21 protein-coding genes are annotated in these 19,626 nt (G+C 58.1%); 16 read left to right on the forward strand and 5 right to left on the reverse strand.

Annotation, left to right across the window (positions count from 1 at the left end):
• Nucleotides 1-39: 39 nt before the first annotated feature.
• From C2E15_RS09635 to fdhF, 4 genes are read right to left on the reverse strand one after another with little or no spacing between them, the layout of a single operon-like run.
• Entirely contained in the window at nt 40-987 is a 948-nt protein-coding gene (locus C2E15_RS09635; RefSeq protein ID WP_104957176.1) for a cytochrome d ubiquinol oxidase subunit II, read from the reverse strand.
• The gene (locus C2E15_RS09640) at nt 984-2,357 is read right to left on the reverse strand and encodes a cytochrome ubiquinol oxidase subunit I (protein WP_104957177.1); all 1,374 of its coding nucleotides are present in this window, start codon (nt 2,355-2,357) and stop codon (nt 984-986) included. The genes C2E15_RS09635 and C2E15_RS09640 overlap by 4 nt, the downstream gene beginning before the upstream one ends.
• Nucleotides 2,350-2,838: a helical membrane plugin domain-containing protein gene (locus tag C2E15_RS09645; RefSeq protein WP_104957178.1), complete on the reverse strand. Its 489-nt coding sequence runs from the start codon at nt 2,836-2,838 to the stop codon at nt 2,350-2,352. Before C2E15_RS09645 ends, C2E15_RS09640 begins: the two co-directional genes overlap by 8 nt.
• On the reverse strand, nt 2,838-5,810 hold the full coding sequence (gene fdhF / locus C2E15_RS09650; protein ID WP_104957179.1) for a formate dehydrogenase subunit alpha: 2,973 nt from the start codon (nt 5,808-5,810) through the stop codon (nt 2,838-2,840). Before fdhF ends, C2E15_RS09645 begins: the two co-directional genes overlap by 1 nt.
• Nucleotides 5,811-6,030: 220 nt before the next feature.
• Between fdhF and C2E15_RS09655 the strand changes: the two genes are divergently transcribed.
• The 4 genes from C2E15_RS09655 to C2E15_RS09665 all read left to right on the forward strand — a co-directional run bounded on the left by C2E15_RS09655 (nt 6,031) and on the right by C2E15_RS09665 (nt 7,714).
• Nucleotides 6,031-6,327 (forward strand): hypothetical protein, encoded by a 297-nt coding sequence (locus C2E15_RS09655; protein WP_104957180.1) that lies wholly within the window; start codon nt 6,031-6,033, stop codon nt 6,325-6,327.
• A complete protein-coding gene (locus C2E15_RS21665; protein WP_167391854.1) occupies nt 6,320-6,478 on the forward strand; it encodes a hypothetical protein in 159 nt (52 codons plus the stop codon). Before C2E15_RS09655 ends, C2E15_RS21665 begins: the two co-directional genes overlap by 8 nt.
• Nucleotides 6,479-6,703: 225 nt before the next feature.
• Nucleotides 6,704-6,958 (forward strand): hypothetical protein, encoded by a 255-nt coding sequence (locus tag C2E15_RS09660; protein WP_245912394.1) that lies wholly within the window; start codon nt 6,704-6,706, stop codon nt 6,956-6,958.
• A gap of 309 nt (nt 6,959-7,267) precedes the next feature.
• On the forward strand, nt 7,268-7,714 hold the full coding sequence (locus C2E15_RS09665; protein ID WP_104957182.1) for a hypothetical protein: 447 nt from the start codon (nt 7,268-7,270) through the stop codon (nt 7,712-7,714).
• A gap of 112 nt (nt 7,715-7,826) precedes the next feature.
• Here C2E15_RS09665 and C2E15_RS09670 read toward each other — a convergent pair whose 3' ends face one another.
• On the reverse strand, nt 7,827-8,246 hold the full coding sequence (locus C2E15_RS09670; RefSeq protein WP_245912374.1) for a DUF2000 domain-containing protein: 420 nt from the start codon (nt 8,244-8,246) through the stop codon (nt 7,827-7,829).
• Between the two features lie 440 nt (nt 8,247-8,686).
• Here C2E15_RS09670 and thrS point away from each other — a divergent pair, with 440 nt between their 5' ends.
• The 12 genes from thrS (at nt 8,687) to C2E15_RS09730 (ending at nt 19,446) form a co-directional block, all read left to right on the forward strand.
• A complete protein-coding gene (gene thrS, locus C2E15_RS09675) occupies nt 8,687-10,615 on the forward strand; it encodes a threonine--tRNA ligase (protein ID WP_104957184.1) in 1,929 nt (642 codons plus the stop codon).
• A gap of 3 nt (nt 10,616-10,618) precedes the next feature.
• Nucleotides 10,619-11,161: a translation initiation factor IF-3 gene (gene infC, locus C2E15_RS09680; protein ID WP_038626364.1), complete on the forward strand. Its 543-nt coding sequence runs from the start codon at nt 10,619-10,621 to the stop codon at nt 11,159-11,161.
• Nucleotides 11,162-11,258: 97 nt separating this feature from the next.
• Complete coding sequence (gene rpmI, locus C2E15_RS09685; protein WP_038626362.1) at nt 11,259-11,456, forward strand: 50S ribosomal protein L35; 198 nt, start codon at nt 11,259-11,261, stop codon at nt 11,454-11,456.
• 41 nt (nt 11,457-11,497) lie between these two features.
• Nucleotides 11,498-11,854: a 50S ribosomal protein L20 gene (gene rplT, locus C2E15_RS09690; protein ID WP_038626360.1), complete on the forward strand. Its 357-nt coding sequence runs from the start codon at nt 11,498-11,500 to the stop codon at nt 11,852-11,854.
• A 311-nt stretch (nt 11,855-12,165) separates the two neighbouring features.
• Nucleotides 12,166-13,149 carry a phenylalanine--tRNA ligase subunit alpha gene (gene pheS / locus C2E15_RS09695; protein ID WP_104957185.1) on the forward strand — a complete coding sequence of 328 codons (984 nt, stop codon included), beginning with the start codon at nt 12,166-12,168 and terminating at the stop codon, nt 13,147-13,149.
• Nucleotides 13,150-13,163: 14 nt separating this feature from the next.
• Nucleotides 13,164-15,551 carry a phenylalanine--tRNA ligase subunit beta gene (gene pheT / locus C2E15_RS09700; RefSeq protein ID WP_104957186.1) on the forward strand — a complete coding sequence of 796 codons (2,388 nt, stop codon included), beginning with the start codon at nt 13,164-13,166 and terminating at the stop codon, nt 15,549-15,551.
• 4 nt (nt 15,552-15,555) lie between these two features.
• Nucleotides 15,556-15,855: an integration host factor subunit alpha gene (gene ihfA / locus C2E15_RS09705; protein ID WP_038626354.1), complete on the forward strand. Its 300-nt coding sequence runs from the start codon at nt 15,556-15,558 to the stop codon at nt 15,853-15,855.
• Between the two features lie 203 nt (nt 15,856-16,058).
• Entirely contained in the window at nt 16,059-16,487 is a 429-nt protein-coding gene (locus C2E15_RS09710) for a DUF2502 domain-containing protein (RefSeq protein WP_245912375.1), read from the forward strand.
• Nucleotides 16,488-16,599: 112 nt separating this feature from the next.
• Nucleotides 16,600-17,583 carry a vitamin B12 ABC transporter permease BtuC gene (gene btuC, locus C2E15_RS09715; RefSeq protein ID WP_104957187.1) on the forward strand — a complete coding sequence of 328 codons (984 nt, stop codon included), beginning with the start codon at nt 16,600-16,602 and terminating at the stop codon, nt 17,581-17,583.
• Between the two features lie 34 nt (nt 17,584-17,617).
• Nucleotides 17,618-18,163: a glutathione peroxidase gene (locus tag C2E15_RS09720; protein WP_104957188.1), complete on the forward strand. Its 546-nt coding sequence runs from the start codon at nt 17,618-17,620 to the stop codon at nt 18,161-18,163.
• 2 nt (nt 18,164-18,165) lie between these two features.
• A complete protein-coding gene (gene btuD / locus C2E15_RS09725) occupies nt 18,166-18,912 on the forward strand; it encodes a vitamin B12 ABC transporter ATP-binding protein BtuD (RefSeq protein ID WP_104959140.1) in 747 nt (248 codons plus the stop codon).
• A 72-nt stretch (nt 18,913-18,984) separates the two neighbouring features.
• A complete protein-coding gene (locus C2E15_RS09730; RefSeq protein WP_104957189.1) occupies nt 18,985-19,446 on the forward strand; it encodes a C40 family peptidase in 462 nt (153 codons plus the stop codon).
• Nucleotides 19,447-19,626: the final 180 nt, after the last annotated feature.

Here is a 19,626-nt window from a genome sequence, read left to right on the forward strand (position 1 = left end):
TTTTTTGCCCTTAGCACCATGCCGAAGCGGGGCGACGTCTCAGCGTACCCGGGCGCGAAACACCCAAAAAGCCCAGCTGTTATAGGCCAGCGTCACCGGCAGGATCGCCGCATAGCCGCTCAACAGGAAAATCTGCGTCGCTGGCGCGGCGGCGGCCTGCTGAATCGTCAGCTGGCCCGGCAGCAGCCACGGCCAGAGGCCGGCGATCAGCGCTCCCCAGCAGAGCGTCACCAGGCTGAGCGCCAGCATCAGCGACAGCACCGGGCGGCGATAGCGCATCGCCGCCAACAGCGCGATCAACGCCGGCAGCAGCAGTATCAGCAGGATCTTGCCCGGCAGGCGCTGCCACGCCTGCAGAAAGGGGCGGCTGTCCAGCAAATTGATAGCGATCAGCAGCGCCAGGCTCAGCACCAGAAACAGCCAGCCGAGATGATGCGCCAGCACAATCTCCGTGCCTTTGACACGCCACTGGATCCAGCAGCAGCCGCACAGCAGACAGGCGGCGATCAGGCCGCACCCGCACAGCGCCGGGTAGAGCGAGAGCCAGCCGAACGCGCCTGCCTGTAAGTCCCCGCTGATCACCACGCCCGCCAGCGCGCCCTGAGTAAAGGTGGCGATCAACGAACTGACAATGTGGGTCATATCGAGCGCGCGATGCCAGCGCGCATCGACATGGCCACGGTACTCCACCGCCACGGCGCGCATCACCAGCGCCAGCAGCATGATAAACAGCGGCAGATAGATCGCGTTAAACAGCAGGCTCCAGGCGAGCGGGAAAAGCGCTAACAGGCCGCCCGCCAGCAGCACCAGCCAGGTTTCATTCGCATCCCAGATCGGCAGGATGGTGGCGGTCAGCCGGCGGCGCGATTCGCCGTCGCGGAAAAAGAACAGCAGCATGCCGACGCCGAGATCGGTGCCATCCAGCAGCAGATAGAGCAGCAGCGATAGCGCCAGGGTGGCGGCGGAGAGATCGGCCAGCGTCATCATCGCTTGCCTCCGGGCGCCATCTCCGGCGCCGGGCCGGGCTCGCCGGGACGCGCTTCCCGGTTGGCGTAGCGCAGCAGGTAGCGTAGCCCGATATAAAATACCGCACTGTAGATCAGCAGGATGGCGCAGCCCGAGGCGATCAGCAGGCGCGAAGAGAGGGGCGATACGCTATCGGCGGTGCGCAGCAGGCCGTAAACCGTCCACGGCTGACGCCCCAGCTCGGCGACTACCCAGCCGGCCAGCAGAGCGATAAAGCCCGCCGGACCCGTCAGCACAATGGCGTACAACAGCCGGCGCGATTGCCAGAGACGGCCGCGCAGCCGCTGCGTCAGCGCCGCCAGGCTGACGGCTATCATCAGCAGACCCAGCCCTACCATCACACGGAAGGCGAAAAACAGCGGCGCGACCGGCGGAAGATCCTGTGGCGGGAATTCGCTGAGGCTTTTGATCTGGCCGGTCAGGTTATGGCGCAGGTAGAGCGAGCCGATAGCCGGGATGGCCAGCTCCATACGATTGCGCTGCTGCTGCGCGTCGGGCAGGGCGAACAGCCGCAGCGGCTCTCCCTCGCCCGGCGGCGGACGATGCCAGTCGCCTTCGACGGCGGCGATTTTCTGCGGCTGATGCTGCAGCGTATTCTCACCATGCAGATCGCCAACCACTGCCTGCAGCGGCGTCAGAAACAGCAGCAGCCAGAGCGGGATCGATAGCATCAGGCGCGCGCGGGGATTGTCGGCGTCGCGCAGCAGCTGCCAGGCGCCGACCGCCGCGATCATAAAGGCGGTACCGACCACCATCGCCAGCATCATATGCGCCAGCCGCCAGGGAAAAGAGGGGGTAAAGATAATCGCCAGCCACGACTGCGGCTGAAAGCGCTGCTGCTCGTCCAGCACAAACCCGGCGGGCGTCTGCATCCAGGCATTTGCCGCCAGGATCCAGAAAGCGCTGATCAATGCGCCAGCCGCCACCAGCAGCGTCACCATAAAATGCAGACGCGGACCGATGCGGTCCATGCCGAACATCATTACGCCAACCATACCTGCCTCAAGGAAGAAGGCGACCAGCACTTCATAAAACATCAGCGGGCCGATCAGCCCGCCGACCCGCGCAATAAAAGGCGCCCAGTTGGCGCCGAACTGAAACTCCATCACCACGCCGGAAACCACGCCGACCGCCACATTCAGGGCGAAGATCTTTAGCCAGAAATGATAGACGTCGAGATAACGCTGCTCACGGCGCCAGAGCCAGAGCCCTTCCAGCAGCGCCAGCCACAGCGACAGGCCAAAGCTGAAGCCGGCAAGGATGATGTGCAGGCCGACGGTCACCGCAAACTGCGCGCGGGAGAGCAGCAGCGTCAGTTCCGTATCAGGCACGGCTGTCTTTGCCGGTAAAGGCGCTGATCGGCTTGTCGGGCGCCGGCTGCTCCATCGCGCTGGCGAATGCCTTCAGGCCCGCCACCAGCGGCATCACCGCATGCCAGAGATCTTCATCGTGCAGCAGCTTCCAGGTGCCGCTGACGCCCGGCGCCACCTCATGATTTTGCTGTGTTTCAGCATGCAGATTAACGGCGTTGATCGCCGACTTCACCGCAAACACCGTTTTATGGAACTGCCCCGGCGGCATATCGCCCAGCGCCATCATCAACGACGCCAGGTTCTGCATCGCATTTTGCGAACCGGGCTTATTCAGGCCATCCACCAGCACTTTGGCGATCTGCGTATTGGCTGAAACCACATCGTTGGCCAGGCGCAAAAAACCGTGGTGATGCAGGCTGTGCAGCAGCTCCTGCAGCGCATCCTGCGCATCAGGGGCGGTTTTCGTCGGCGGCACTTCATAGTTCATACGTTCAGCCATTAAAATTTCTCCGGATGTTGAGTGTGTTCAGGCGGCAGGGTATAGCCCTCCTGACGCCATTTGTCTTCTATCGGCAGATGCGCCAGTGGGGTGCGCTTCCCGTGACGAAAGTTCTGCGGCGGCAAGGTATCCGCCTGCGGGGGCCGCGCCAGCTTTTGCAGCCTGACGGCGATCTCTTTGTAGGCGGGAGTATTGACGTCAGGGTCGTGATGATCGCCGGTCAGGCCGTTTACGCCCGGATTACCGTGATGGATCGGCATAAACAGCACGTTGCCCGCGACACGCTCGGTGATCACTACCGGCACCTGCAGCTCGCCGCGACGCGAGGCGATAGTGACCCAGTCGCCCGGGCTGAGCTGACGCTCGGCCGCCAGCTGCGGGCTGACCTCCACAAACCCGTGAGGCGACAGCGACAGCATGCGGCCGCCGCGTCCGCTCTGGTTGGTGGACTGGAAATGCTCCAGCATGCGGCCGTTGTTCAGCAGCAGATCGTAGTCGGCGTCCGGCTCCTCAAGCGGCGGCTGCCAGTCGATCGGCGATAGCACCGCTTTGCCGTCCGGGAAGGTAAAGCGTTCGGTATAGAGCAGCGGGGTGCTGCTGCCGTCCGGTTTCACCGGCCAGAGCTGCGACTGCCAGCCGCTGAGGCGCTGATAGTCGACGCCGGCGAAGATATCGGCGATGGCAGCCGCTTCGGCCATGATCTCTCGCGGATGGGTATAGGACCAGGGATGGCCCAGACGCGCGGCGAGATCGGTCAGGATACGCCAGTCGGGGCGGCTGTCACCCAGCGGCGGCATCACTTCGTAGAAGCGCTGAATGCGGCGCTCGGTATTGACGTAAGTCCCCTCTTTTTCCACGCTCGGGCAGCCGGGCAGCACCACATCGGCGAATTCGGCGGTGCGGCTCATAAAAATATCCTGCACCACCATAAACTCCAGTCCGCTGAACGCCTCATGCACCGTGGTGGAATCGGCGTCGGCGAAGGCGGTCTCTTCACCGATGATATACATCGCCTTCAGCGCGCCTTCATGGGCGTGCTGCACCATCATAAAGTTATCGGCACCCACCTGGTCGGAGAGCGCATGCGGCTCCACGCCCCAGGCGCGCGCCCATTTTTCGCGTACGGCGGGGTCGGTGACTTTTTCATAGCCAGGATAGAGGTTGCTCAGGCAGCCGAAGTCGCTGGCGCCCTGCACGTTATTATGGCCGCGCATCGGATAGCCGCCGGTGCCGGGACGGCCGTAGTTACCGGTGACCAGCAGCAGGTTGGAGAGCGCGGTACTGGTATCCGCGCCGTGGCTGTGCTGAGTGATGCCCATCGCCCACAGCAGGCAAACGCGCTGCGCCTGGCCGATGGTTTCCGCCGCGGCGATCAGCTGTTCGACGCTCAGCCCGGTATGTTCGCTGGCGTAATGCAGAGTAAAGGGCGCCAGCGAAGCGCGATATTCGTCGGTCTGATTGACTCTTTCTGCCAGAAACGCCTCGTCGGCGTAGCCATGTTCGAACATATAGCGCGACATCGCTGAAGCCCACAGGCTATCGCTGCCGGGCTTAATGCGCAGCCAGAGATCGGCGCGCTCGGCCATCTCATTCATGCGCGGATCGACCACCAGAATTTTCTGGCCGTGATGCTTCTGTGCCGCCTTGATGCGCGAGGCGATCACCGGATGGTTTTCCGCCAGATTGCTGCCGACGATAATGACCAAATCCGCCTGCTGCAGATCCTCCAGCGTGCCGGCGTCGCCGCCGTAGCCGACGGTGCGAAACAGCCCTTCGGTGGCCGGGTTCTGGCAATAGCGCGAAGAGTTATCGACATTGTTGGTGCCGAAAATCAGCCGCGCGATCTTCTGCGTCAGATAGGCCTCTTCGTTGCTGCCTTTGCTGGAGCCGATAAAGCCGATGCTGTCGCCGCCGTGCTGTAGAGCGATCTCTTTCATCCGCTGCGCCACCCGATCCAGCGCTTCATCCCAGCTGGCTGGCCGGAAGTGGCCGTTCTCCCTGATCAGCGGCGTAGTTAAACGCTGCGGGCTATTGACGAAATCCCAGCCGAATTTGCCCTTAAGGCAGGTTGATATGCCGTTGACCGGCGCGTGCGCCACCGGCTGCACTTTCAGGATATGACGGTCGCGCGTCCACATCTCAAAGCTGCAGCCCACGCCGCAGTAGGTGCAGACCGTTTTGGTTTTTTTTATCTCGGTCTGCCGCATCGCCATATCCATCATCGAGACGCCGGTAATGGGCGGCGCGCCGATGGTATTTTCCAGCGCCTTGACCAGATCGATCATCGGGCGCTTGAGATCTTCCGGCATGGCGGTGAACGGCCCGGCATTGGGCTGCATGGTCTTTTCCAGCAGAGCGTTGCAGGGACAGACGGTGACGCAGTGACCACAGCTGACGCAGCTGGAGCCGGCAATTTCGGTGCCGCCGTCCCACAGCACGCGCGGGTGGTCGGCGTTGTAATCGATCGATAGCGTTTCGTTGACTTCAACATTCTGACACGCCTCGACGCAGCGTCCACACAGGATGCATTGATCCGGGTCGTAGGTGTAAAACGGATTACTTTCATCCTTTTGATAAGGCTTGCGCTGGTAGGGATAGTACTGAAGCGGGATATGCATATCGGCAACGGTATTATGCAACGTACAGTCGCCGGTATTGTGTTCGCAGAGGGTGCAGTAAAGCTCATGGCGCGCCAGCAGGCGATCCATGCCTTCCTCCTGCGCCGCCTGTGCCGCAGGCCGGCGGCTGGAGATATCGAGCCCGTCGTGGGTGCGCAGCGTACAGCCGCGCACCAGTTCGCCCTGATGTTCCACCCAGCAGACATCGCAGGATTGCAGCGGCGGCAGGGCGGGGTGATAGCAGACATGCGGCAGGATTTTGCCCTGTTGCTGCAGGAAGTCGATCAGCGGCATATCGGCCTCGCCGCTCAACGCCTCGCCGTTATAGCGGATGGTGCAGGTGTTTTGACTCATCAGGTGTTCTCATAATGACAGTGCGTATGGTCCACTTCCTGTGGCCGTTCCCTGTTTTCGTAAAGTTATGTCATTGAAGGTAGACCGTAACGCCAGACCCGGCAAAGCGAAGCGGCAAAAAGCCAAACTTATCAATCCTGAACAAAAAACCGGCGGCGCACTTGCGCGCGCCCGGCGGCGGCCTACGCTTAAAAGAAAAGCCTGAGCGGAGGGCGTGGCCATGAATGAAATAATGTCGTTACTATCCGGAGGCTGGAGCTGGGTGCTGGGAGGGCTGGCGGTTATCGTCGGGCTTGCTGGCTCTTACTTTGGCGGTAAAAAAATCGGCAAAACGCAGGAGAAGGCTAAGGCGGACGTTGCGGCGGCGCAGCAACAAACCCGGCAGGCCGAAGCGATTACCAGAAGACAGGCGGATAATATAAAGGTGGCCAAAAATGTGGAAACGTCTAACGCTAATCTCAATGACGCTGCTGCTCGCGACAAGCTGCGCCAGTCGAAATACAACCGCAATGATTGATCGTGCCAGCGTTGATTCCTCCTGTACGCTGTTTCAGCCGATCTATACGCACGGCAATGATGCGCAGGTGATGGATGCGCGTACGGTACGCGCCATCAATACGCATAATGAACTGTGGGATCGGCTATGCAGCAACGAGAAGAAAGAGTAACGCGCGGCGCCGGTTTAGCGGCGAGGCGAGACTCAGGCGGGCCGGGAAACCGGCCCGCCTTGTTTTTAGCTGCCGGAACATCTGCTGCCAGTAACAGTTGCAAAAAATTTATTGGTTAGCCGATTAAATGACCACGGGAAAGGGGTACATTGACGGATACATTTACTTCGCTCAGGGCCTGTTATGTTCACTAAACATCTGGTTATCCCCTCTCTGTTCGCGGTAATGCTTTTCAGCTGTAACGTCGCGCTGGCCAAAGCGGCCCGTCTGTCAGACGATCAGGTAAAGCAGCAAATTATTGATGAGTCGATCGCTTCTTATCCGGGTAGCTGCGCCTGCCCGTTTAATACCGCCCGCAACGGCAGCCGCTGTGGAGGCCGCAGCGCCTGGAGCAAGCAGGGCGGCTATGCACCGGTCTGTTATAAAAAAGAGGTCACGCCGGAGATGATCGCTGAGTGGCGAGACGCAAACGGCGCTTAATGCCCGGCCGCTGACGGATGAGGCGCAATTGTCCAGAACGCCCCGCCTGATGCTGGCCTCTGATTCGCCTCAGGCAATAGTGAGGCCGATAACCGCATTCGCATACCCCGTCGCTATCAGCGCCAGCCCCGACACCTGATATTCTTTTTCTTATAGTAAACGCGCATGGCAGCAGGCAATAACCAGCATGGTTAAAGCGATAAGTGAAACGGTGGGCATGTTTATTCCCGCAGAGAGCCCTTGCAGGGGGACCGTATCGGGGAGAGTATGGCAACCTGCATTCTCCTTTAGCCACAATAAGTCAGTTGCATGGATAAATACGTAGAAGGTCTAAACGGCTTTATGGACGCGTTGGGCATCATGAATAAGGACGTTAACCGGGGATCGGAATATTGCATGGTCAGGCTGAACGACGGCGACACGCTGCTCTCCGCGCTGAACGCCTGGCATGCCACTCTGTCAGATAAATATCCCCCGGCATACTGGCATCCGCAGCTAACGGAAACGACCGGCGCGCAGGTAGAAAAAACCGCCGCCAGATGGTTTTTTGAGCATCCGGCGATGAACGCGCTACCGGAGGCGGTCAGGAATAATGTGCTGGCGGTTTTTCACGACCGGATAAGTGAAATGATGGGGCACTATCGGGTCTATGAATTAATGACGGCGCCGCCAGTCTGGTACGCCTCGGCATGGGATGAGTTTGTGTTTGATGCGCAGTACGGCCGTTTTCTGCTGCATTTAAGCTGCTATGACTGATGCCTGACGCCTGACGCCTGATGCCCGGCTCGCGCTGCGCTATTGCGCAGCATACCCATGACTTCAGTCTCAGGCAGCCCGATAAATATATCGGGCTGCCTTTAGCGCGGCACTATTTAAACAGTGAAAACTTCCTGGTTATCGGCGCGATTTTCTCTGTATCGCCATAAATGGCGATGGCGACGAACGTCAAATCCGCCAGCGCGGCCGTTTTTGTCGCCTCGATCTGCTGTTCAGAAGAGTGTCCAAACATAGTGGTGGTAAAGAAATTATAGAGCAGGCCGGCCTCGTGGCATTTCCGCACAGCGGTACTGAGCTGGCTGCTGTTTTTCGCCTGCAGAATGACCACCGGATAGTGGCTCAGAAAGGCGCTCATGCCGGTTTCCTGGTGCGGGTAAGCGTGAAATAGCGTCTCTTCCGCTTTTTGCATAATCCCCGCCGCCAGGTGGCCGACTGCATTCATCTGTAAGGCCGGCTCAAGGGTGCGGTTAACAATGAGATAGAGTTTTTTCTGGTTATCTTCAAACATCATTTTCCTCTGACGCGGTCTGGTTTTACAGGGCGTATCGCCAGTTAAGCGCAGTAAGCATACAAAAAAATGTCCCGGCAGGCTTTGCTTTGCGTCAGGCGCAACGGCGATTATTGTCGCCATTCAGGGGGCGCGCGTGCCCGGCTGAAGAGGGCGCGAGCCACTGATTTCTGCGCGTTGAGGCGCCTGACAACGTCCCGGTTTAGGGTGGGTGCCTTATGAACGGATGACACAAGCGCCTGTTTAACATCAGCTCTTTAGCGTGTAAGATGGGGGTTCTTTAGCAATCCGCCGGTTTGGCCCGCAGAGAAAATCTGTGCCAGGCTGTGTACCAAACTGACAACCGTAGGTGAGTTTTGGTCTGCGAGGTGCTGAAAATTAACTCAAAATCAATTTTGCATGTAATCTTTCGTGTGGGTTACCACTGCATTTAAGGATATGAAATGCCTGTAATTACTCTTCCTGACGGCAGTCAACGCAGCTACGATCGCGCCATTAGCGTAATGGAGATCGCGCAGGATATCGGGCCGGGTCTGGCAAAAGCCTGTATCGCGGGTCGCGTCAACGGCGAACTGGTGGACGCGGTCGACCCGATCGCGGAAGACGCCACCGTAGCGATCATTACCGCGAAAGATGACGCTGGCCTGGAAATTATTCGCCACTCCTGCGCGCACCTGCTTGGTCATGCGATGAAACAGCTTTGGCCCAACGCCAAAATGGCGATCGGTCCGGTCATCGATAACGGCTTCTATTACGACGTCGACCTCGATCACACGCTGACGCAGGAAGATCTCGATCGGCTGGAAAAGCGTATGCACGAGCTGGCCGAAACCAACTATGACGTGGTCAAGAAGAAGGTTAGCTGGCAGGAAGCGCGCGATGTGTTCGCCGGCCGCGGCGAGAACTACAAAACCACCATTCTGGACGAGAATATCAGCCACGACGATCGTCCCGGCCTCTATCATCATGAAGAGTACGTGGATATGTGTCGTGGCCCGCACGTGCCGAATATGCGTTTCTGTCACCACTTTAAGCTGCAGAAAATTGCAGGCGCCTACTGGCGCGGCGACAGCAGCAATAAAATGCTGCAGCGCATCTATGGCACCGCCTGGGCGGATAAAAAGCAGCTGAACGCCTATCTGCAACGTCTGGAAGAGGCCGCCAAGCGTGACCACCGTAAGATCGGCAAGCAGCTCGATCTCTACCACATGCAGGAAGAAGCGCCTGGCATGGTGTTCTGGCACAACGATGGCTGGACTATCTTCCGCGAGCTGGAAACCTTTGTCCGCAGCAAGCTGAAAGAGTATCAGTACCAGGAAGTAAAAGGTCCGTTCATGATGGACCGCGTGCTGTGGGAAAAAACCGGGCACTGGGAAAACTACAAAGAAGCGATGTTTACCACCGCTTCCGAGAACCGTGAATACTGCATCAAGCCGATGAACTGTCCCGGCCACGTGCAGATTTTCAATCAGGGTCTAAAATCATACCGCGACCTGCCGTTACGTATGGCGGAGTTCGGCAGCTGCCACCGTAACGAGCCGTCAGGCGCGTTGCACGGCCTGATGCGCGTACGCGGCTTTACGCAGGATGACGCCCATATCTTCTGTACGGAAGAGCAGGTGCGTGCCGAAGTAAACAGCTGCATCAAGATGGTGTATGACATGTACAGCACCTTCGGTTTTGAAAAAATCGTGGTGAAACTTTCTACCCGTCCTGAAAAGCGCATCGGCAGCGATGAGTTATGGGATCGCGCTGAGGCGGATCTTGCCGCCGCGCTGGCGGAGAACGACATTCCGTTCGAATACCAGCCGGGCGAGGGCGCTTTCTACGGTCCTAAAATTGAGTTTACCCTGCATGACTGCCTGGATCGTCCGTGGCAGTGCGGCACCGTTCAGCTCGACTTCTCTTTGCCGAGCCGTCTGAGTGCCTCGTATGTGGGTGAAAATAATGAACGTCAGGTGCCGGTGATGATTCACCGTGCTATTCTGGGTTCAATGGAACGCTTTATCGGTATTCTCACTGAAGAATACGCCGGTTTTTATCCAACCTGGCTGGCACCGGTACAAGCGGTGGTGATGAATATCACCGACGGGCAGTCTGATTATGTCAACGAATTAACGCGAAAATTGCAGAATGCGGGCATTCGTGTAAAAGCAGACTTGAGAAACGAGAAGATTGGCTTTAAAATCCGCGAGCACACATTACGTCGCGTCCCTTATATGCTGGTCTGCGGTGATAAAGAGGTAGAAGCCGGTAAAGTGGCTGTACGTACCCGCCGCGGTAAAGACCTCGGGTCCATGGACGTAGATGTGCTGATCGAGAAGCTGCAGCAAGAAATACGCAGCCGCAATCTTCATCAATTGGAGGAATAAGGTATTAAAGGCGGAAAACGAGTTCAACCGACGCGTCCCAACCGTATTAACGGTGAAATCCGTGCTACCGAGGTGCGTCTGACTGGCGTCGAAGGCGAGCAGCTTGGTATTGTTAGTTTACGCGAAGCTATTGAAAAAGCTGAAGAAGCAGGTGTTGATTTAGTTGAAATCAGCCCTAACGCCGAACCGCCGGTTTGTCGTATAATGGATTACGGCAAGTTCCTCTATGAAAAGAGCAAGTCTTCTAAGGAACAGAAGAAGAAGCAGAAAGTTATCCAGGTCAAGGAAATCAAATTCCGTCCTGGTACCGATGAAGGCGACTATCAGGTCAAACTACGCAACCTGATTCGTTTTCTGGAAGAAGGCGATAAAGCCAAGATCACGCTGCGTTTCCGCGGTCGTGAGATGGCGCACCAACAGATCGGTATGGAAGTGCTTAACCGCGTGAAAGAAGATCTGAGTGAACTGGCAGTGGTCGAATCCTTCCCTTCGAAGATCGAAGGCCGCCAGATGATCATGGTGCTCGCACCCAAGAAGAAACAGTAGGCTTTCAAGTCATAACGTCGCGCAGCGCTCGCGCTGTGCGGCTGTTATTCGCCTGTCTGGTTCATTTTATTAACAATGCGAAGTGGATATTTTATAAATGCCTAAGATTAAAACTGTCCGTGGCGCGGCTAAACGCTTTAAAAAAACCGGTAAAGGTGGCTTTAAGCACAAGCACGCTAACCTGCGTCATATCCTGACCAAAAAATCAACCAAGCGTAAACGTCACCTGCGCCCGAAAGCCATGGTGTCTAAAGGCGATCTGGGTCTGGTTATTGCCTGCCTGCCGTACGCATAAGTTATTTTTTTTAAATCAGAATATAGAACAGGAGAGCTAACATGGCTCGTGTAAAACGTGGTGTCATTGCTCGCGCACGTCACAAAAAAATCTTAAAACAAGCTAAAGGCTACTACGGTGCGCGTTCACGCGTTTACCGCGTTGCCTTCCAGGCTGTTATCAAAGCTGGTCAGTATGCTTACCGCGACCGTCGTCAGCGTAAGCGTCAGTTCCGTCAGCTGTGGATTGCGCGTATCAACGCAGCAGCGCGTCAGAACGGCATCTCTTACAGCCGTTTCATCAATGGCCTGAAAAAAGCGTCCATTGAAATCGACCGTAAAATCCTGGCTGACATCGCCGTATTCGATAAAGTGGCATTCTCTGCACTGGTCGAAAAAGCGAAATCAGCTCTGGCGTAAGTCAGATGGAAGAGGGAGCTTGCTCCCTCTTTTATTATCTGTAACCGCAGCAAAAGATTGACTTTTCCGCCTGCTGGCATTTCAATAGAGCCGTCTGATGCAAGCGACAAGGTAAACCAAGTATGTACGCCATTTTCCGTTTCTTTTTTTACTTTAGCACCTGAACCCAGGGGCTTGTGCGCAAAGAAAAGAAACGACAAATCGCGCTGAAAGCCTCCCTCGTGGAGGCTTTTTTGTTTTAAGCCGAACTGATATGGACTTCTGGTCCCCACCTGAAACAGCCCGGCCTTAGGCTGGAAGAAGAGGAAACAATGTCCCATCTCGCAGAGCTGGTTGCCAACGCCAGGGCAGCCATTGAACATGCGCAGGACGTTGCGGCGTTAGATAACGTCCGCGTGGAATACCTGGGCAAAAAAGGGCATCTGACCCTGCAGATGACTACCCTGCGCGAACTGCCGGCGGAAGAGCGTCCGGCGGCCGGCGCGGTGATCAATGAAGCCAAACAGCAGGTGCAGGAAGCGCTGAACGCCCGTAAGCACGCGCTGGAGTCAGCGGCGCTGAACGCGCGTCTGGCGGCGGAAACCATCGACGTCTCCCTGCCGGGACGCCGCGTGGAAAACGGCGGCCTGCATCCCGTCACCCGCACCATCGACCGTATTGAAGCCTTCTTTGGCGAGCTGGGCTTTGCCGTTGTCACCGGGCCGGAAATTGAAGATGACTATCACAACTTCGACGCGCTGAATATTCCGGGGCATCACCCGGCGCGCGCCGATCACGACACCTTCTGGTTCGACGCGACGCGTCTGCTGCGTACTCAGACCTCCGGCGTGCAGATCCGCACTATGAAAAACCAGCAGCCGCCGATTCGCATCATCGCGCCGGGCCGCGTCTACCGTAACGATTACGATCAGACCCACACCCCGATGTTCCATCAGATGGAAGGCCTGATCGTCGATAAAAACATCAGCTTCACCAACCTGAAGGGCACGCTGCACGATTTCCTGCGCAACTTCTTTGAGGAAGATTTGCAGATCCGTTTCCGTCCTTCCTATTTCCCGTTCACTGAGCCTTCTGCGGAAGTGGACGTGATGGGCAAAAATGGCAAATGGCTGGAAGTGCTGGGCTGCGGCATGGTGCATCCGAACGTGCTGCGCAATGTCGGCATCGATCCGGAAATCTATTCCGGCTTCGCCTTCGGCATGGGCATGGAGCGTCTGACCATGCTGCGCTACGGCGTGAGCGATCTGCGTGCATTCTTCGAAAACGATCTTCGTTTCCTCAAACAGTTTAAATAAGGGCAGGTTATCCAATGAAATTCAGTGAACTCTGGTTACGCGAATGGGTAAACCCGTCTCTTGATAGCGCGGCCCTCGCGGAGCAAATCACCATGGCGGGCCTCGAAGTCGATGGCATCGAGCCTGTCGCCGGCGCTTTCCACGGCGTGGTCGTGGGCGAAGTGGTGGAGTGCGGCCAGCATCCGAATGCTGACAAGCTGCGCGTCACCAAGGTTAACGTCGGCGGCGATCGCCTGCTGGATATCGTCTGCGGCGCGCCGAACTGCCGTCAGGGGCTGAAGGTGGCGGTAGCTACCGTCGGCGCGGTACTGCCTGGCGATTTTAAAATCAAAGCGGCCAAGCTGCGCGGCGAGCCGTCGGAAGGGATGCTCTGCTCCTTCTCCGAACTGGGCATCAGCGACGATCATGACGGCATCATCGAGCTGCCGGCGGATGCGCCGATCGGCACCGATATTCGCGCCTGGCTGAAGCTGGACGATAACAGCATCGAAATCAGCATCACCCCGAACCGCGCCGACTGCTTCGGCATTATCGGCGTGGCGCGCGATGTGGCGGTGCTGAATGGCCTGCCGCTGACCGCACCGGAAATTGCGCCGGTGCCGGCCACCATCGACGATACACTGCCGGTGCGCGTTGACGCCACCGACGCTTGCCCACGCTACCTGAGCCGCGTAGTGAAAGGCATCAACGTCAAGGCCGCGACCCCGTTGTGGATGAAAGAGAAGCTGCGTCGCTGCGGCATTCGTTCGATCGATCCGGTGGTGGACGTGACCAACTACGTGCTGTTGGAGCTGGGACAGCCGATGCACGCTTTCGATCTGGATCGCATCGACGGCGGAATCGTAGTGCGCATGGCGCAGCAGGATGAAACCCTGACGCTGCTGGACGGCAACGAAGTGAAGCTGAGCGACGATACGCTGGTGATTGCCGATCACCATAAAGCGCTGGCGATGGGCGGTATCTTCGGCGGCGCGCATTCCGGCGTCAACGAAGAGACGCGCAACGTGCTGCTGGAGTGCGCCTGGTTCGCGCCGCTGGCGATCACCGGCCGCGCGCGTCGTCACGGCCTGCATACCGATGCCTCGCATCGCTATGAGCGCGGCGTCGATCCGGCGCTGCAGCCGCAGGCTATGGAGCGTGCGACGCGCCTGCTGCTGGAGATCTGCGGCGGCGAAGCGGGTCCGGTCGTCGACAACAGCGTGCAGGAGAAACTGCCGGCGCAGGCGACCATTACGCTGCGTCGTGAAAAGCTGGACCGTCTGATCGGCCATCCTATCGATGACCGCCAGGTGACCGATATTCTGCAGCGTCTGGGCTGCGACGTCACCGTCGGCGCAGGCGAGTGGCGCGCAGTCGCGCCGAGCTGGCGTTTCGATATGGCGATTGAAGAAGATCTGATCGAAGAAGTGGCGCGCGTTTACGGTTACAACAACATCCCTAACGTGCCGGTGAAGGCCGACCTGGTGATGACGCAGCATCATGAAGCGGATCTCTCCCTGAAGCGCGTGAAAGCGATGCTGGTGGATAAAGGCTATCAGGAAGCGATCACCTACAGCTTTGTCGATCCGAAAGTGCAGGCACTGCTGCATCCGGGCGAAGAGGCGTTGATCCTGCCAAGCCCGATCTCCAGCGATATGTCCGCCATGCGCCTGTCGCTATGGACCGGCCTGCTTTCCGCGGTGGTTTACAATCAGAACCGCCAGCAGAGCCGCGTGCGCCTGTTTGAAAGCGGCCTGCGCTTTGTGCCGGATACACAAGCAAATTTAGGTATCCGACAGGATGTTATGCTGGCGGGCGTGCTGAGCGGCAACCGTTACGAAGAGCATTGGGACCTGGCGCGTCAGACCGTCGACTTCTATGATTTAAAAGGTGATTTGGAAGCGGTGCTGGAATTAACCGGCAAACTCGACGCGATTGAGTTCCGTGCGGAAGCGAATCCGGCGCTGCATCCGGGCCAGAGCGCGGCAATCTATTTGCAGGGCGAGCGCATCGGCTACATCGGTGTGGTGCATCCGGAACTGGAGCGCAAGCTGGATCTTAACGGCCGCACCTTAGTGTTTGAACTGCTTTGGAATAAGGTCGCAAACCGCGTCCTGCCTGACGCGCGCGAAATTTCTCGCTTCCCGGCGAACCGCCGCGACATCGCCGTTGTGGTAGCTGAAACGGTTCCGGCAGCAGATATCATTGCGGAGTGTAAGAAAGTTGGCGCAAATCAGATAGTTGGCGTAAACTTGTTTGACGTGTACCGCGGTAAGGGTGTAAACGAAGGGTTTAAGAGCCTTGCGATTAGCCTGATTTTGCAAGATACCAGCCGGACACTCGAAGAAGACGAGATTGCTGCAACCGTCGCCAACTGTGTTGCGGCATTAAAAGAGCGATTCCAGGCAACCTTGAGGGATTGAACCTATGGCGCTTACAAAAGCTGATATGTCGGAATACCTGTTTGAAAAGCTGGGGCTGAGTAAACGGGATGCCAAAGAGCTGGTTGAACTGTTTTTCGAAGAGGTGAGAAGAGCTTTGGAAAACGGCGAGCAGGTCAAACTGTCTGGATTTGGCAACTTTGATCTTCGCGATAAGAATCAACGTCCGGGACGCAACCCAAAAACCGGTGAAGATATTCCCATTACCGCACGCCGTGTGGTGACCTTTCGCCCGGGACAAAAGCTGAAAAGCCGCGTCGAAAACGCTTCCCCAAAAAACAGCTGACCTGTCAGTCTGACAAAAGGCCGCTCTCAGGAGCGGCTTTTTTTTGCCTGTTTTCCGCCCCCTCGGTGCTGTTCTTCACCATCGGTCCATAACGTAAGGAAAGCGTAAGTAAGCGGAAAATAAGCTGAAAATCATCCCTGGATGATAGTGACACGCCCCTCGCAACGCTATAAAAACCGGGTGAGACAAGATGAGGTCACCTGATGAAAATAATGAAAATGAAAAACAGCGTTCCCGCTATTATCCTGAGCCTGCTGGCGGCGCTGCCGATAGCTGCCAGCGCCGGCGTATCGCTCGCTATTGCTCCTGCAGGCATCACTATCCATATTGGCGATCGCGATCATCGCGGCTACTACTGGGACGGCTATGACTGGCGCGCGCCGAAATGGTGGCATGAACATCACGGGCGCCATCAGGGTGAAAAAGGGCCACGCGGCTACTGGAACGGCAATGGCTGGCAGGCGCATCCGCCAGTAGATCGTGAGCCACGGCACGAACCGCAGCATGAGCGACCGATCGCCCATCGTGATACGCATCAGCGCGACCGCCGGCCCGGCGACGAGCGGCTGGCCGCTGAGCGTCATGCTAACGGTGGCCCGGATCATCGCCCTGTGGCTCAGCCGCACGGCTAATCAGGCCTGGCCGGACGCGGCAGCCGCGTCCGGTTATCCGCTCACCTTAGCCCTTTCTTTTTTCCCCTTAGTCACTACAATCAAATCTCTGTTTTTCTTATAAAACTACCCTATGTCGCTGTTAAACGAACTCTCACGTCAGGCGGATCGCCGCGCGTACCGCTGGCTTCTTGCTCTGGGCCTGCTGCTGCTGGCGATCACGCTGTTGAGCCTTTGCGCCGGCGAGCAGTGGATATCGCCGGATCGCTGGCTCAGCCCGGAAGGCGAGCTGTTTATCTGGCAGCTGCGTCTGCCGCGCACGTTAAGCGTACTGCTGGTGGGGGCGTCGCTGGCGATGGCGGGCTGCGTGATGCAGGCATTGTTTGAAAATCCGCTGGCGGAGCCGGGGCTGCTGGGCGTATCAAACGGCGCCGGCGTCGGGCTGGTGCTGTGCGTGCTGCTGGGCAGTGGCGATGTCTGGGCCTTCAGCCTGGCGGCCATCGCCGGCGCGCTGCTGGTGACGCTGGTGCTGCTGCGCTTTGCGCGGCGGCATCTCTCCAACAGCCGCCTGTTACTGGCGGGCGTTGCGCTGGGGATCATCTGCAGCGCAGTGATGACCTGGGTGGTCTACTTCAGCAGCAACCTCGATCTGCGCCAGCTGATGTACTGGATGATGGGCGGCTTCAGCGGCATCGACTGGCGCTATCGCTGGCTGATGCTGGCGCTGCTGCCGGCAATTTGCTGGCTGGGCGCCCAGGCGAAAATTCTGAATTTACTGGCGCTGGGCGAAACCAGCGCGCGCCAGCTCGGCCTGTCGGTTTTTCTGTGGCGCAACCTGCTGGTGGTGGCAATCGGCTGGCTGGTGGGCGTCAGCGTGGCGCTGGCCGGCGCCATCGGTTTTATCGGCCTGGTGGTGCCCCATCTGCTGCGCCTGAAAGGGTTAACCGATCACCGGGCGCTGCTGCCCGCCAGCGCGCTGGCGGGTGCCGCCGTATTGCTTGCAGCCGATATCATTGCCAGACTGGTACTCAGCGCAGCGGAATTGCCCATCGGCGTGGTGACCGCCACGCTGGGTTCGCCGCTGTTTATTTGGCTCTTACTGACGCAGCGCCGCTAGCGGGCTGCTCCACACACCGATACAGGAAACGCACATGAGCATTTATGATACTGAACTGGTTATGCTGGATGGCACACCTACCACCCTGGGCCAGTGGCGAGGGGATGTGCTGCTGATTGTCAACGTCGCCTCAGAGTGCGGCCTGACGCCGCAGTATGAAGAACTGGAGAACCTGCAGCGCGCCTGGCATAAATCCGGCTTTAATGTGCTGGGCTTTCCGTGCAACGCCTTCCTCGGCCAGGAGCCGGGCAGCAACGAAGAGATCCAGCAGTTCTGCAGCACCCGTTATGGCGTAACCTTCCCGATGTTCAGCAAAATCGAGGTCAACGGTCCTGAGCGCCACCCGCTTTACCAGCAGCTGATTACCGCGCGTCCTGAAGCGGTAGAGCCGGAAAACAGCGGCTTTTATGAGCGCATGGCCAGCAAGGGCCGCGCGCCGAAAGAGAAGGGCGATATCCTGTGGAATTTCGAGAAGTTCCTCGTTGGTCGCGACGGCGAAGTAGTGCAGCGCTTCGCGCCGGATATGACGCCGGAAGATCCGATCGTTATGGAAAGCATTAAGCTCGCGCTGGCGAAATAGTGTTGCTGGCCATTGAACAGGCGGCCGTAGCGGGCCGCCTGCAGCCTTTTAGCGCGCAGGTCGACGGCGGCGAGCTGATCCATCTGCTGGGGCCGAATGGCGCCGGCAAAAGCTCGCTGCTGGCGCGTATCGCCGGGCTGCTGGCAGGCGAGGGCGAGGTGCGGCTCGATGGCCAACCGCTTGCGGCATGGCCGCCGAAGGCGCTGGCGCGCCGCCGCGCCTGGCTGCCGCAGCAACAGCCGCAGCCGGGACAGATGGCGGTGTATCACTATCTGCGTCAGCATGCCGATGCGCAGACGCCTGCGCCGCTGCTGGCGCAGCTGCTGCGTGCTTTCCGCCTGGAGGAGAAGCTGACGCGGCCGCTGAGCCAGCTCTCAGGCGGCGAATGGCAGCGCGTCAGGCTGACAGCGATGCTGCTGCAGGTCTGGCCGCAGGCCGGCCAGCCGCCCGCGCTGCTGCTGCTTGATGAACCTTATAGCGGCCTTGACGTGGCGCAGCAGCGGGCGCTGGACGGCCAGCTGGAGGCGTTCTGCGAGGCGGGCGGCGCGGTTATCGCCAGCGGGCATGATGTTAACCACAGCCTGCGCCATGCGCGCAGCGTCTGGTTGATGCGCCAGGGAAAAGTGGTCAGTCAGGGCGGCGTCGCGACAGTGATGCAGCCTGCTCTGCTTAGCCAGGTGTATGACGTGCGTTTCCGTCAATTATGCGCCGGAGACGAAAGCTGGCTCATTGCCGAAGAGATGCGCTGAGGAGATTGCCAGCGCCTGGCATTTACCGGTACATTTAGCCCCGTTGCGCTCATATCAGGAAGGACTCAGATTATGCGAATCGGCGTATTGCTTTTACTCAGTGTGTTACTGGCCGGCTGTAGTCATCATGCGCCGCCGCCGGATGCCCGTCTTTCCGACTCTATTACTGTTATCGCCGAGCTTAACGACCAGCTAAGCCACTGGCGCGGCGCGCCTTATCGCTATGGCGGCATGAGCCGCAGTGGCGTCGACTGCTCCGGCTTTGTTTATCTCACCTTCCGCGATCGTTTTAACCTGCAGCTTCCGCGCACCACGCGCGCCCAGACCGATATCGGCACGCGTATCGATAAAGATCAGCTATTGCCGGGCGATCTGGTCTTTTTTAAAACCGGACGCGGCGATAATGGTCTGCACGTTGGCATTTACGATACCGATAATCAATTCATTCACGCCTCGACCAGCCAGGGCGTAATCCGTTCTTCGCTGGATAACAGCTACTGGCAAAAAGTATTCTGGCAGGCGCGCCGAATCTAACGACAAGGTGTTGAAAAAACAGCGTTCGAATCAGAATATGCTCATTTAACCAGCGTTTGAAATATGAAATGATAGCTACCGAATCAACGCCGGATAAGAATAAAAAAACAGCTTTAGTTAAGCGGATTTTTTTATTTTGACTTAAGTGAGATGTTGTTGAATCACAACGCTGAATGATCA

It is taken from the genome of Mixta gaviniae (assembly GCF_002953195.1).
Classification (GTDB): domain Bacteria; phylum Pseudomonadota; class Gammaproteobacteria; order Enterobacterales; family Enterobacteriaceae; genus Mixta; species Mixta gaviniae.

Bases quoted from the DNA above. Each gene is read 5' to 3' on its own strand.
- fdhF (WP_104957179.1), bottom strand. From the start codon at position 5,810: ATGAGTCAAAACACCTGCACCATCCGCTATAACGGCGAGGCGTTGAGC.
- thrS (WP_104957184.1), top strand. From the start codon at position 8,687: ATGCCTGTAATTACTCTTCCTGACGGCAGTCAACGCAGCTACGATCGC.
- pheT (WP_104957186.1), top strand. From the start codon at position 13,164: ATGAAATTCAGTGAACTCTGGTTACGCGAATGGGTAAACCCGTCTCTT.
- C2E15_RS09655 (WP_104957180.1), top strand. From the start codon at position 6,031: ATGAATGAAATAATGTCGTTACTATCCGGAGGCTGGAGCTGGGTGCTG.
- C2E15_RS09730 (WP_104957189.1), top strand. From the start codon at position 18,985: ATGCGAATCGGCGTATTGCTTTTACTCAGTGTGTTACTGGCCGGCTGT.
- C2E15_RS09635 (WP_104957176.1), bottom strand. From the start codon at position 987: ATGATGACGCTGGCCGATCTCTCCGCCGCCACCCTGGCGCTATCGCTG.
- pheS (WP_104957185.1), top strand. From the start codon at position 12,166: ATGTCCCATCTCGCAGAGCTGGTTGCCAACGCCAGGGCAGCCATTGAA.
- btuC (WP_104957187.1), top strand. From the start codon at position 16,600: ATGTCGCTGTTAAACGAACTCTCACGTCAGGCGGATCGCCGCGCGTAC.
- rpmI (WP_038626362.1), top strand. From the start codon at position 11,259: ATGCCTAAGATTAAAACTGTCCGTGGCGCGGCTAAACGCTTTAAAAAA.
- C2E15_RS09645 (WP_104957178.1), bottom strand. From the start codon at position 2,838: ATGGCTGAACGTATGAACTATGAAGTGCCGCCGACGAAAACCGCCCCT.
- C2E15_RS09665 (WP_104957182.1), top strand. From the start codon at position 7,268: ATGGATAAATACGTAGAAGGTCTAAACGGCTTTATGGACGCGTTGGGC.
- C2E15_RS09660 (WP_245912394.1), top strand. From the start codon at position 6,704: ATGCTTTTCAGCTGTAACGTCGCGCTGGCCAAAGCGGCCCGTCTGTCA.
- C2E15_RS09710 (WP_245912375.1), top strand. From the start codon at position 16,059: ATGAAAATAATGAAAATGAAAAACAGCGTTCCCGCTATTATCCTGAGC.
- C2E15_RS09720 (WP_104957188.1), top strand. From the start codon at position 17,618: ATGAGCATTTATGATACTGAACTGGTTATGCTGGATGGCACACCTACC.
- rplT (WP_038626360.1), top strand. From the start codon at position 11,498: ATGGCTCGTGTAAAACGTGGTGTCATTGCTCGCGCACGTCACAAAAAA.
- ihfA (WP_038626354.1), top strand. From the start codon at position 15,556: ATGGCGCTTACAAAAGCTGATATGTCGGAATACCTGTTTGAAAAGCTG.
- C2E15_RS21665 (WP_167391854.1), top strand. From the start codon at position 6,320: ATGATTGATCGTGCCAGCGTTGATTCCTCCTGTACGCTGTTTCAGCCG.
- C2E15_RS09670 (WP_245912374.1), bottom strand. From the start codon at position 8,246: ATGATGTTTGAAGATAACCAGAAAAAACTCTATCTCATTGTTAACCGC.